Consider the following 11,521-nt stretch of genomic DNA (forward strand, 5'->3'; position numbering starts at 1 on the left):
GGTGGTGGTGGTGGCGGCTGGTATCCAGTGAGCTACCGGTGCACGAATGACCTGGTCAACGCGAACCAGGCGGAGGGCCGCCAGAAGTGGGCGAAGCGCTGGCAGCAGCAGAACCCCTACGGCACCACGGTGTGGGGCGGCCTGGACATGCGCTTCTGGAACTCCGCCTACTCCACGGAGGCCTTCGACGCGGCGGCGGCGGGCTTCTGGCTGTACCCCATCTATGTGGACCCCAACAACATGTACGCACCCTGGAAGGGGCCGGGGGCGTCTGGGACCGCGACGGCGTCGTACACGGGCGCGCAAATCCAGAACAGCGTTCCCTATTCCTTCAAGCCCGCGCACATCCAGATGGATGGCTTGTGCGAGCCCGGCTGCTACGCGCCGGAGCAGAAAATCCTCCTGTCTGATGGCGCCATGGGCATCCGCGAGGCGCTGGAGTCCGGGCGGACGGACCTGGTGACGCTCTCGCCCGGGGCCTCATTCGGCACGCTCTCCTTCATGAAGAACCGGGTCGAGCGCTACACGGTGGACCGCGACGCCACGGAGCAGGAAATCCTCACGTTCCGCACCCGCTCCGGCGGGGAGCTGCGCGTCACCACCGAGCACCCGCTCGTCATGCCGGACGGCACGCTCAAGCGGGCCCGCGAAATCGGGGTGGGTGACAGCCTGGTGGACCGCCACGGCAAGGCGGATGAAATCGTCGCCCTGGACAAGAAGTGGGAGTACACCCGCGCCTACAACGTGCGGCCGGCGACGAAGGACCTCACGTCCAACATCATCATCGCCCAGGGCTACCTCAATGGCTCGCAGCGCTTCCAGAGCGAGTACGTCGACGAGATGAACCGGATGATTCTGCGCGGCAACGTGCCGGAAATCCTCGTCCCCGCGGGCGAGTAGCGGCGGAGCCCGGCCGGGCCCGGAGCGCCTTGCTGGCGGCTCCGCGCCCGGCGCGTCAACAACGCCCTACATGCCCATGGGCTCCATGCCCAGGATGAGGGAGCCGTTCTGGGTGAAGAGGTTCCAGTTCTGGGTGGTGCCGGACCAACTGGCGATGGTCACTCGCCACGTCTTCTTGAGGAACCAGAAGCCTACCCGGACCCAGAGCTTGATGTTGCCGGAGAGCGCGTTCAGGTTCACGTTGGAGCGGAGCGTGTAGTCGAGCGAGTAGAACGGCCAGAACAGCTCGGCGAAGGCGGGCAGGCTGACATTGACGAGGACCAGGTTGCCCTCGACGCCGACCCCCGCGACGATGATGTCGACCCCCGCGGACGCGGTGGCGTTGGCCCAGCCGCCCGCGGCGGCGGTCAGCCTGGCGATGGTCGGCCCAATCTGCCCGGAGACCGTCAGCTTCACGCCGCCGCCGATGGACGCCGCGACCGAAACGGGAACCGGTCCCACCATGAACCGCTTGGAGACGGAGAAGAACGTGCGGCTCCAGTTGATGGGCGTGATTTCAAAGCTGGCGTACAGGTTTCCGGACCAGATTTGCTGACCCATGGCGTAGAGGCGGGCGGTGCCGCTGTTGTTTCCGCCCTGCTGGCCGGCGAGCTCCGCGCGGCCCCGGACAATCTCCCGCTCCGTGCCAAACGCCACGGCGAAGACCTTGCCGTCGGCATAGGCCTCCACCTTCTTCTCCGCGACGCCCGTTGACGGAGACGCCGTCATCGCCGCATCAATGATGTAGCCCGCACCGAAGAGGCTGTTGCCGAAGTCATTCTTGCGGTAGTAGCTGCGGCTGAAAGGGGTGGTGCCATTGGACGGAGGCGTGACTTCCGTCGCCACCACGACCGCGGGCTGCACATTCTCGATGTGTGCCTCGGGAATGATGCCCTGGTTGATGGTGATGTTCGGGCTGCCGTCGACCGGGTCTGTTCCCAGCACGCCGCCCGTTCGCGCGAGCTCGTCATTGATGATGATTTGCCGCTCGGTCGCCGAATACGAAGGCGAGAACGGATAGGTCGACTCCCAGGGGTAGTTGTTGTTGAGCTGATAGCCTGGTGGATAGGTCGTGGCAGGGAAACTCGCCGGGTTGACAGTGTAGATGACCGGGTCGACATACGCAGGCACCTGTGCCTGCGCAGCCTGCGGAGCCACCACTGCGAACAACAGCGCTGCGAAACCCAATGCTGCTCTCGGCTTTTGCATGTGCGGTGTCCTTTCGGGGCAGTCAAATAGAGCCCGAAATCAAGGAAACTCGTACAGGCATGTCACTGCGAGTGTCAATCGTGACATACTGCTAGAGGATAGTTTTTTGGGCGACCCGGGGCTGGCGGGGTGCCGCTGTTGTATATTTTGAGGCGGCTGGGCCTAGGCGCGCCCCCCTGATGCATGCTAGCGATTGGCGTCATGCGCTCCGCACCGAAGCGTCATCAAACCTTGTCGTTGGCAGTCCTTCTCGTCGTGGGTCTCTGCGCTGCGTGGTGGTGGAGTCAGCCGGAAGCGGCCATTCCCACTCCGGCGCCGGGGCCTTCGCGCGCGCCGGCGGCGCTCCAGGCCCCCCCGCCGCGCTCCGGGCCTGAGCCCGTGCGCGCCAGCGAGGATGGAAGGCGGGCCTGGGTGCCAGGCTCGGAGTACCGGTATTCGCTGGACGTGACGCAGCAGGTGGCCTTCAAGCAGACGCAGCCGCAAGGGGATGCGCCGCCATCAATGCGCTTTCACCTCCAGGGCGAGTGGCGTGTGGGCATCGTCAGCGCGAATGACGCGCGGGTCGATGCGCGGGTGAGCCTGTTGCCAGAGAGCGTCTCCGTCGACATCGAGGGCCATGACGCCCTGTCCCCGGAGCAGCGGGAGTTGCTGATGGGGAGCCTCTCCCTCCCGTTCTTCGTGACGATGGAGCGCACGGGGGCCGCGCGGCTCGTCCACATGGAGACGGGCACGGACGTGCTGGCGCAGGGACTGCTCCGCTCGGTGGTGGCGGCGACGCAGTTCGTGGTGCAGGGCGTCCCTGACGCGGGCTGGCAGAGCGAGGAGCACGATGCCACGGGCCAGTACAACGCCGCGTACCGGCGCGCCGAGGAGCCGCTGCGCTTCTCCAAGTCGAAGCTGGCCTATACCCACGTGGCGACGGTGCAGGGCCTCCAGCCGCTCGCGAAGGACAAGCTCCGGATTGATGTGCGCACCGATTCCCAGTTCCAGTTGGGCGCGGACCTGTGGCCCGAGTCGCTGGTGGCCAGCGAGCAGCTCGAGGTGGACGCGGGAGATGGCATGCCCCGGGCCAGTCACGAACTGCGGCTGCGACTGCTGTTGTTGGCGCGGGGCCGGGACACCACGTTGCCCGGCGCGCTGGCCGCGCTGCGAGACGGGTTGACCACCATTCCGCTGGCCAGCATCCAGGGCCACGCGCAGGACCCACAGGCCCACCACCGCCAGATTCTGGGGGGGCGCCGCTTCGAGGACATGCTCGAGGACCTGCGCGCGCTGCCCAAGGACGCGCAGGCCCGGGACGACGCGAGGACCCTGGCGATGGAGCGCCTGCGCGCGCTGTTCGTGCTGGATCCCGCTGAGGCCCTGAAGGTGCCAGGGGTGCTGCACGAGGGGTTGGAGCCGCTCGCCGCCAGCCCGATGTTGGGCGCGCTGTCAGCGGCCAGTACGACGGAGTCGATTCAGGCCCTCTCCCGCATCCTGGAGGATGGCGACGTGTCCGTGCCGGTCCGGACGGATGCGGTCGCGGCCCTGGGCATGGCGGAGGCCCCCACTCCGGAGGGCGTGGAGGCGCTCCGGGCGCGCGCGCGCGACACGCAGCCGGAGCTGAGGGACACCGCGACCCTGGCGCTGGGCAACGCGGCCATGCGGATGGGGGCCGGGTCCCAGGACGCACGGGGCGCGCAGACGCTCGTCCAGGAGCTGGGCGCGCGTTTTCGTTCGTCGAGCTCGGTGGAGGAGAAGGCCCTGGTGCTGCGAGCGCTGGGGAACACACGGGACTCCAGCGCGCTCGTCTATATCGAAGAGGGGCTCCGTGAAGCGGCCCCCCAGGTGCGGCAGGCCGCGGTGGAGGCGCTGCGGTTGCTTGCCGACCCGGCGGTGGACCCGCTCCTCGCGCAGCGGCTGCTCGGGGACCCCTCGCCGGAGGTCCGGAAGGCCGTGCTCTTCGCCATCAGCTTCCGCCCGCTGGGGCCGCTCCTGTCCGCGCTCGACCAGGCGCTGCGGGGGGACCCGTCGGACGGGTTGCGAGCGGAGCTCGTCCAGTTCCTGGGCTCCAGGGCCACCACGACCCCCGAAGTGCGCCCGCTGCTGGCCTGGGCCAGTCAGAACGACTCCAACGCCAGCATCCGGCAGGCGGCGCTGGGGTTCCTCAACGCGGTGCTCGCCAACACCGTCCCTTGAGGTCCCCGCCGCTTTCCGGCGGCGAGTCGCTGGCCCCGCGCAAGCCGGTGAACGGCGGCTCAGAAGCGCATCCCCAGGCCGAGGTCGGCGCTGAAGAGGTTGCCGACGTCGGCGTTGTCCGGGGCGAAGTCCCGCGCCACGAGCACGCGGTAGGTGGCGCGCAGTCCGGCGGTGACGCCGCTGTACCGGTACTCGAGCCCGGCGGCGAGCGGCACCTCCGCGCCCCAGCCCTTCTCGAAGGCGGTGCCCACGTCCATGGGCGTGGGGTGGAAGTAGCTGAGGCCGGCGCCCGCGCCGACGAAGGGCTTCCACTGCGAGAAGAGCGTGGGGCCCACCTTGGCCAGCAGGCCGCCGTTGTGCCGCCACAGCGTGCCTCGCCGGGGCTCCGCGTAGCCGTTGGCGGAGCCCTCGTAGCCCAGCTCCAGGCCCACGCCGGAGACGACGGGGACTTCGCCCAGCAGGGCCAGGAACGCGCCCACGCCCGTCTCCCTGCCCACGTTGCCCGACCACGCCGTCACGCCGCTGCGCACCGTCAGGCCGGAGGCCCCGAAGCCCGGGGCGGGCTGCGCCTTGACGCGGGGCGTCTCCGCGACGGCGGGACTGGCGAGCAGTGCCGCCGCCAGGGTGCCCGTCCCCCATCCACCTCGCCTGTTCATGAATGCCCCCTCCCGTGTCCGCCGGGGTGTCTCCCGGTTCTCGGGTGGAACGTTGTTGCCGGACAGGAAGGTCGGGAACCCGGCGCATCGGGGATGGGCAGCCACACCGGAAGGCCGGGGAGGGGCTACAGTCCGCGCCATGAGCGCGCCGAACATCCGCCGAGCCGTCCAGTTGCTGCCTGCCTGTGCCACCACCGGAATCGGGAGCCTGCCGCACACGCAAGTGGAGCTGGGGCTCCAGGCCGCGCTGGCCCTGGACATCCCGTTCCTGCCGCAGCTTCCGGTGGGCAAGCCCTCGGAGCTGATGATTCCCGCGGCGCTGGAGGGGCTGCCGGGCCTGGCCTTCGATGAGGAAGGGCTGTGCACCGTGGACCTCGCGGCCTGGCAGGCGGGGCGCGCGGCCTTCGAGGCGCGGCTGGAGGCGGCGTTCCAGTCCGGCCAGTTCGAGGCCTTCGAGCCCTCCCCCGAGGCGTGCCGGGCGTGGCGGCCCTTCCTGTGGGAGGTGGAGACGCGGAAGCTGGCCTTCGCGAAGGCGCAGCTCGCGGGCCCCTTCACGGTGCGCTCGGTGGCGCGCACCACCGACGGGCAGCCCGCGCTGGAGGTGCCGGGCCTGGATGAGGCGATGTACCGGCTGACGCTGGCGCGCTCCCTGGCCATGGTGAAGGCGCTTCGCCGCGCGGGCACCACGCCGCTGTTCTACCTGGACGAGCCCGGGCTCTATGCGCTCCAGCGCACGAATCCCCGGCACCTGATTGCCATGCAGGAGCTGAGGCTGCTGGTGGTGGCCTTGCAGCGCGAAGGCGCGCTGGTGGGACTGCACTGCTGCGGGAACACGGACTGGGCCGCGTTGCTGGACGTCCAGCCGGACCTGCTCTCCCTGGACGTGCGGCTGTCATTGGACGCCATGGTGGAGGCGGGCGCCTCGCTGGAGCGCTTCCTTGGCGCGGGCGCGACGCTGAGCCTGGGCATCATCCCCACGGACCTGGCGTCCACCTATGAGGTGGATGAGCTGGTGGACTCGGTGGAGGCCACGCTGAAGGCGGCGCTGCCCGGCGGCTTCACCTTCGCGCAGGTGGTGTCCACGGTGGTGCTGACGCCCGCATGCGGGCTGGCGATGCGCTCGGTCATCGACGCGGAGCGCATCCTGGAGGAGCTCAAGGCGGCGCAGCGGCGGCTCCGGGGCGCGCTCTCCGCCGAGCGTCCCTCCGTTGACACCGTGAACCCCCACTGAGCGGCCGTAAGGCCCGGCCACCGCGCGGGCTCGTCACGCCGCGCTGAAGGGTTCCCTGCCCAGGGCATGGGCCGCCGCGATGCTTATTTTGTCGCGGGGGTTCATGCGCCCATGTTGGAACAGCGTATCGGGACATGGTTGGAGTTGCAGGACGCGCTCTTCGCCGGGTCGTGGAGCGAGGTGTTGGGGCGCCACCGCTCCACCTTCGTCTTCCGTGGCATGCCCCAGGTGGCCAATGACTTGTCCACGGCGCTCAACCGCAAGGGGCTGTTCGTGCGCAAGGAGAAGGACCTGCTGAGGGCCTTCCGCAAGTACGCGCGGGGCTACAGTCCGCGGCCGGTGGAGTCACTCTGGGACTGGCTGGCCCTGGCCCAGCATCATGGGCTGCCCACGCGGCTGCTGGACTGGACCTTCAGCCCCTATGTGGCGCTCCACTTCCTCACAGAGAATCCGGAGCGGTATGGAGAGGACGGCGTGGTGTGGTGCGTGGACTACCGCCAGACGAACCGCCACCTTCCCAGGCGGCTGAAGACGCTGCTCCAGCGAGAAGGCGCGGACGTCTTCACGGGGGAGATGCTGGCCACGGCGGCATCGGACCTCTCGACCTTCGACCAGCTCGCGAGGCACCCGTTCGTGCTCTTCCTGGAGCCGCCGTCGTTGGATGCCCGCATCGTGAATCAGTTCGCGCTCTTCTCGGTGATGAACGGGCCCGAGCTCTGCCTGGACACCTTCCTCGAAGCGCAGGCGGAGGGCGTGCGCAAGCTCATCATTCCCGCCGCGCTCAAGTGGGAGGTGCGCGACAAGCTGGACCAGAGCAACATCACCGAGCGCGTGCTCTTCCCTGGCTTCGACGGGCTCAGCCGCTGGCTCCGGCGCTACTACAGTCCACGTGCCTCCGCGTGCGCCTCGGGCGCGCCGGCGGTGCGCAAGCGGCGGCGCGTGGCGAAGTGAGTGGGCCAGGCGGCACGCCATCTCACCCCTGGCAATGACACCCGGCGGATGAAGTCGCAGCCGTCCCGTCGTGGATGGCGGCGATGCGACGGCGGACTGTCACTGACGGCCGAGCCGGAGCTCGCGCTCGGCCTGGAACCAGTCCTGCTCGGAGCTGCCGTGCGTGCCGCCACGGGCCAGGAAGATTTCGTAGGCCCGACGGGCAATCTGCTCGTTGGTGGGGCCGGGACGCGGTTCCGGAGCCCGGGGCCTGGGCCGGGCGGACGTGGCTGGCGGCTGGCTCGAAGACGGCTCCGTCGGCTTGTTGGCGGTGTGGCGTGCCATGCTCGGATTCCTCCGGAAAGAGTCCGCGGAGCTTGAGGCGGGTCGAGTCCGAACGAAACCGGCATGCCAGGGCCGGGGTTGCCAGTGCGACAGGAGGACTGCCTCGTTGTCGGGCGGCGCACAGGCGGGACGCGCGGGGGCGGCGTCGGGGCGCCCTCAGTCGCCTGACAGCACGCCTGCGCCGAGCGCGACGTCGAGCGCTCGCTGCATCGCGGTGCTCATGCCCAAGCTCCCCGCGTCGGTCGGGGAGCACCAGCGGAGCTCCTGGAAGGCGGTCGTGCTCTTGGGGCGGCGAGGACCGGAGACGCGCAGCAGCCGCAGCGAGAGGTCCCGGTGGGTGAGCTGCCGCTTCACGGTGCCCAGTGCGCCTTGCAGTGTCACGTCGACGCCCAGCGCGGCGGCGAGCCGGGCACAAGCTTCGCTGTCGGGTGCGTCGTCGGCGATTTCGGCGGCTGGCAGCTCCCACAGGCCTCCGAAGAGGCCTGCGTCCGCGCGGCGGGCGAAGAGGAGGGTGCCGGCATGGGGCCACACGGCGACGGCCAGCGTCAGCTTCTTGGGGGGGGCGCGCACCTTGGCGGGGGGCAGCTCGTCCACGCGGCCCTTGCGGAAGGCGACGCAGCCGGCGCGCACGGGGCACAGCAGGCACAGCGGGTTCTCGGGCCGGCAGGTGGTGGCGCCGTGCTCCATGAGGGCCTGGTTGAAGTCACCGGGCCGCTCGCCCTTCACCAGCGTGGTGGCGAGTGCCCACAGGGTGGCTTCACGCTGGCGGTCTCCCGGAAGGCCTTCGACCTCGAAGAGGCGCGAGAAGACGCGCGCGACGTTGCCATCCACCAGGGGCGCTTCTTCACCAAAGGCGATGGAGGCCACCGCGCCGGCGGTGTAGCGGCCGAAGCCGGGCAGCTCGAGCAGCTCCGCGGCGGTGGACGGCAGGGTGCCGCCGAAGCGCGCGACGACTTCCTGCGCGGCGCGGTGCAGGTTGCGGGCGCGGCTGTAGTAGCCCAGGCCCTTCCAGCCCGCGAGCACGTCATCCAGCGGCGCCGAGGCCAGCGCGCGCGCCGTGGGGAAGCGCGCGAGGAACCGCTCCCAGTAGGGAATCACCGTCGACACCTGGGTCTGCTGGAGCATGACCTCGCTCAGCCAGATGGCATACGGGTCCTGGGTGCGGCGCCAGGGCAGGTCCCGCTTGTTCCGGTCATACCAGTCCAGCAGTGGCCCACGCACGCTGGCCAGGTGCGCGGGGGCGGGGGAGACAGTGGCCGCGAGCGGACTGCGGGGAGTCATTCGTCCTTCTTCTTTGGCGCCACCGCCATGCGGCGGGCGACCCGGTCGAACAGGGAAGGCACCCACCGGTTGGCCACCACCATTACCCGGCCGGGCAGCGTGAGCACGGTGTCGCGCCGTCCACTCCGGCTCGCGCGAACCATGGCATCGGCGACCTCTTCCGCGGACATGGCCTTCAGGGGGATGGCGTCCTGTCGCCAGCCCTCCGCATGGAGGCGGTTCTCCCGGAAGTCGCTCTCGGTGAAGCCGGGCGACACGAGCAGCACCCGGATGCCCTCGGCGGCCAGCTCCGCGCGCAGCGACTCCGTCATCACATTCACGGCGGCCTTGGACGCGCAGTAGCCGCCCAGCAGGGGCAGTCCCCGGTGGCCCAGCACGGAGCTGACGTTGACCACCTGCGCGCCACGCCGCTTGCGCAGCAGCGGCAGGGCCTCGCGTGTCATCCGCCACAGCCCGAAGACGTTCAGCTCGAAGACCTGCCGGAGCTGCGCCTCACCCACGCCCTCCAGCGGCCCGTAGAGCCCCTGGCCCGCGTTGTTGACGAGCACATCCAGCCCGCCGAAGGCGGCGTCCGTCTCGCGCACCAGCCGCGTCACGTCGTCGCCCACCGTGACGTCGCACCGCACCGGCAGTGCCCTCACGCCCAGTGACGCCACTTCACGGGCCGCGGCTTCGAGCTCGGGAAGCCGACGCGCGGCCAGGACGACCTCCGCGCCCGCCGCCGCGTAGGCCTTCGCCGCCGCCCTGCCAATACCTCCGGAAGCCCCCGTGACGAGGACCACCCGGCCCTTGAAGGGTTGGGTCTTCATGCCGGCGCGCACCATACCTTCCCGGTTGCCTGGGGGGACTGTCTTTCGGCGACCAGCGGGGGCCTGTTTCCTCGCCTGTTCCCCTTTGGGTGGAGCGGGCGAACGCCTAGGATGCGCGCCCTCATGCCGCGCCCTCCCCTCAGCAACGACTTCTCCTGGTCCAAGAGCCGCCACGAGAAGTTCTCCGAGTGCCTTCGCGCGTACTACCTCTACTACTACCGCTCCTGGGGCGGCTGGGAGGCGAGCGCGCCCAAGGACGTGCGCGAGCTCTACGTGCTGAAGAAGCTGGGCAACCGCTACACGTGGGCCGGCAGCGTGGTGCACGAGAGCATCAAGGACGTGCTGCTGGACTGGCGCGCGGGCCGCCAGGTGGACCCGGCGGCGGTGGAGGCGCGCACGCGCAAGCTGATGCAGGACGACTTCCGGCACTCGCGCTCGAAGAACTACTGGTCGCAGAAGTACCGCAAGCAGTTCACCGGCCTGGTGGAGCACGAGTACGCCGAAGCCGTGCCGGACGAGGCGTGGAAGCAGAACTGGGAGACGGTGCGCTCCGCGCTGTCGTGGTTCTTCTCCTCGCGCTGGAAGGACCTGGCGCACAGCCTCAAGCCCGAGCAGTGGCTGGAGGTGGACGCGGGCTTCGACTTCGCCCACTTCACGCTGGACGGCCTCAAGGTCTTCGCGATTCCCGACTTCGCCTTCGTGGACGCGGACGGCACGCCGGTAGTGGTGGACTGGAAGACGGGCAAGTCGCGCGAAGGGTATGACGAGCAGGTGCTCGGCTACGCGCTCTATGTGGCGCAGCGCTACCGCTTCCCGGTGGAGAAGGTGCGCGCCTCGCTCGTGTACCTCAACGAGGGCAAGGAGCAGGACGTCACGGTGGACCCGGACGCCATGGCCTCCTTCCGCCGGCACTTCGAGCAGAGCGTGGCGAAGATGCGCGCGCTGCTGAAGGACGCGGCCACCAACACGCCGCTGGACGCCTCCGCGTTTCCGCCCACGGAGTCGCTGACGGCGTGCGCGCGGTGTGTCTTCCGCCGTCCCTGCGGGCGCGAGGGCGCCGTCGCCCAGGCGCCCCGGCCGCAGCAGGTGGCGTGAGGCGGCGTCCGGCTAACGCGCCGACGCGAGCCGCCGCACCACCACGCCCGCCGCGTTCATCCCGAAGCAGGACGTGACGAAGGCCACGCTGCCGTCAATCTGCGTGCGGTGGTCGCAGGTGTGGAACTCGTTGTCCTGCGGGCACACGCACAGGAAGCCGTCGGTGGCGTCGTCGTACTGGAGCGTCACCGGCAGCCGCCGCGCTTCAATGGAGTACACGGCGGTGATGCCCGTGTGCTTGTCCGTCTCCACCGCGTACTTGCGCTTGAGCAGCTTGCGGATGTCCTTGGCGAAGGGGTCCATGTGCGTCTCGGACAGGTCCTCCACGCGGATGGCGGTGGGGTCCAGCCGGCCCGCCGCGCCCATGGAGCTGACCACCGGTACGCCCAGCGTCACGCAGCGGTGCAAGAGGTGCAGCTTCGCCTTCACGTTGTCGATGGCGTCCACCACGAAGTCGTACTGGCCCGCCTGAAGCATCTGCTCGGCCACGTCCGCGCGGTAGAACTCGCGCACCGCCTCCACCTTCGCCGCCGGGTTGATTTCCTGGCAGCGCTGCGCCATCAGCTCCGCCTTGGGCTTGCCCACGGCCTTCACTGTCGCGTGGAGCTGGCGGTTGGTGTTGGTGACGCACACGTCGTCGTGGTCCACCAGCGTCAGGTGGCCAACGCCGCTGCGCACCAGGCCCTCCGCCGCGAAGCTGCCCACGCCGCCCAGGCCGAACACCACCACGCGGGCGTTGGCCAGCCGCTCCATCGCGGAGTCGCCCAGCAGGCGGCCGGTCCGGTCGAAGCGGCGGGAGAGCTTGAAGGGACGGGCGAGCGAGTCCGGGGCGGTGGGCGGAGTCTCAG

Annotated in this window: 10 protein-coding genes and 1 pseudogene; 5 read left to right on the forward strand and 6 right to left on the reverse strand. The window is 69.8% G+C overall.

What is annotated here, in order from left to right; genetic code table 11:
- Positions 1 to 900, forward strand: a pseudogene (locus tag G4D87_RS23855) (Hint domain-containing protein); the annotation flags it as partial.
- Between the two features lie 66 nt (positions 901 to 966).
- On the opposite strand, the gene G4D87_RS23860 reads toward G4D87_RS23855, so the two are convergent.
- On the reverse strand, positions 967 to 2,097 hold the full coding sequence (locus G4D87_RS23860) for a hypothetical protein (protein WP_240358534.1): 1,131 nt from the start codon (positions 2,095 to 2,097) through the stop codon (positions 967 to 969).
- A gap of 306 nt (positions 2,098 to 2,403) precedes the next feature.
- On the opposite strand from G4D87_RS23860, the gene G4D87_RS23865 reads away from it, so the two are divergent.
- Positions 2,404 to 4,326, forward strand: a complete 1,923-nt coding sequence (locus G4D87_RS23865; RefSeq protein ID WP_240358535.1) for a HEAT repeat domain-containing protein — start codon at positions 2,404 to 2,406, stop codon at positions 4,324 to 4,326.
- 59 nt (positions 4,327 to 4,385) lie between these two features.
- Here the strand turns inward: G4D87_RS23865 and G4D87_RS23870 are convergent, their stop codons facing one another.
- Positions 4,386 to 4,982, reverse strand: coding sequence for a hypothetical protein (locus G4D87_RS23870; protein WP_240358536.1), 597 nt, complete (start codon positions 4,980 to 4,982; stop codon positions 4,386 to 4,388).
- Between the two features lie 139 nt (positions 4,983 to 5,121).
- Here G4D87_RS23870 and G4D87_RS23875 point away from each other — a divergent pair, with 139 nt between their 5' ends.
- Both G4D87_RS23875 and G4D87_RS23880 read left to right on the forward strand, forming a co-directional pair.
- Complete coding sequence (locus G4D87_RS23875) at positions 5,122 to 6,213, forward strand: uroporphyrinogen decarboxylase/cobalamine-independent methonine synthase family protein (RefSeq protein WP_163784516.1); 1,092 nt, start codon at positions 5,122 to 5,124, stop codon at positions 6,211 to 6,213.
- Between the two features lie 111 nt (positions 6,214 to 6,324).
- Positions 6,325 to 7,164, forward strand: a complete 840-nt coding sequence (locus G4D87_RS23880; protein WP_163784517.1) for an FRG domain-containing protein — start codon at positions 6,325 to 6,327, stop codon at positions 7,162 to 7,164.
- A 99-nt stretch (positions 7,165 to 7,263) separates the two neighbouring features.
- On the opposite strand, the gene G4D87_RS23885 is transcribed toward G4D87_RS23880, so the two are convergent.
- The 3 genes from G4D87_RS23885 to G4D87_RS23895 all read right to left on the reverse strand — a co-directional run bounded on the left by G4D87_RS23885 (position 7,264) and on the right by G4D87_RS23895 (position 9,593).
- Positions 7,264 to 7,488, reverse strand: a complete 225-nt coding sequence (locus G4D87_RS23885; protein ID WP_163784518.1) for a DUF2934 domain-containing protein — start codon at positions 7,486 to 7,488, stop codon at positions 7,264 to 7,266.
- A gap of 156 nt (positions 7,489 to 7,644) precedes the next feature.
- Positions 7,645 to 8,769: an A/G-specific adenine glycosylase gene (gene mutY / locus G4D87_RS23890; RefSeq protein ID WP_163784519.1), complete on the reverse strand. Its 1,125-nt coding sequence runs from the start codon at positions 8,767 to 8,769 to the stop codon at positions 7,645 to 7,647.
- Positions 8,766 to 9,593, reverse strand: coding sequence for an SDR family oxidoreductase (locus tag G4D87_RS23895; RefSeq protein ID WP_163784520.1), 828 nt, complete (start codon positions 9,591 to 9,593; stop codon positions 8,766 to 8,768). Before G4D87_RS23895 ends, mutY begins: the two co-directional genes overlap by 4 nt.
- A 96-nt stretch (positions 9,594 to 9,689) precedes the next feature.
- Here G4D87_RS23895 and G4D87_RS23900 point away from each other — a divergent pair, with 96 nt between their 5' ends.
- Positions 9,690 to 10,673: a RecB family exonuclease gene (locus tag G4D87_RS23900; protein ID WP_163784521.1), complete on the forward strand. Its 984-nt coding sequence runs from the start codon at positions 9,690 to 9,692 to the stop codon at positions 10,671 to 10,673.
- 12 nt (positions 10,674 to 10,685) lie between these two features.
- Here the strand turns inward: G4D87_RS23900 and G4D87_RS23905 are convergent.
- On the reverse strand, positions 10,686 to 11,521 hold an 836-nt coding region (locus tag G4D87_RS23905), incomplete at its 5' end, for a tRNA threonylcarbamoyladenosine dehydratase (protein ID WP_240358538.1).

Source organism: Myxococcus vastator (assembly GCF_010894475.1).
Lineage (GTDB): Bacteria > Myxococcota > Myxococcia > Myxococcales > Myxococcaceae > Myxococcus > Myxococcus vastator.

Excerpts from the sequence above, each read along its gene's own strand:
- G4D87_RS23885 (WP_163784518.1), bottom strand. The coding sequence starts at position 7,488 with ATGGCACGCCACACCGCCAACAAGCCGACGGAGCCGTCTTCGAGCCAG.
- G4D87_RS23900 (WP_163784521.1), top strand. The coding sequence starts at position 9,690 with ATGCGCGCCCTCATGCCGCGCCCTCCCCTCAGCAACGACTTCTCCTGG.
- G4D87_RS23875 (WP_163784516.1), top strand. The coding sequence starts at position 5,122 with ATGAGCGCGCCGAACATCCGCCGAGCCGTCCAGTTGCTGCCTGCCTGT.
- mutY (WP_163784519.1), bottom strand. The coding sequence starts at position 8,769 with ATGACTCCCCGCAGTCCGCTCGCGGCCACTGTCTCCCCCGCCCCCGCG.
- G4D87_RS23870 (WP_240358536.1), bottom strand. The coding sequence starts at position 4,982 with ATGAACAGGCGAGGTGGATGGGGGACGGGCACCCTGGCGGCGGCACTG.
- G4D87_RS23880 (WP_163784517.1), top strand. The coding sequence starts at position 6,325 with ATGTTGGAACAGCGTATCGGGACATGGTTGGAGTTGCAGGACGCGCTC.
- G4D87_RS23895 (WP_163784520.1), bottom strand. The coding sequence starts at position 9,593 with ATGGTGCGCGCCGGCATGAAGACCCAACCCTTCAAGGGCCGGGTGGTC.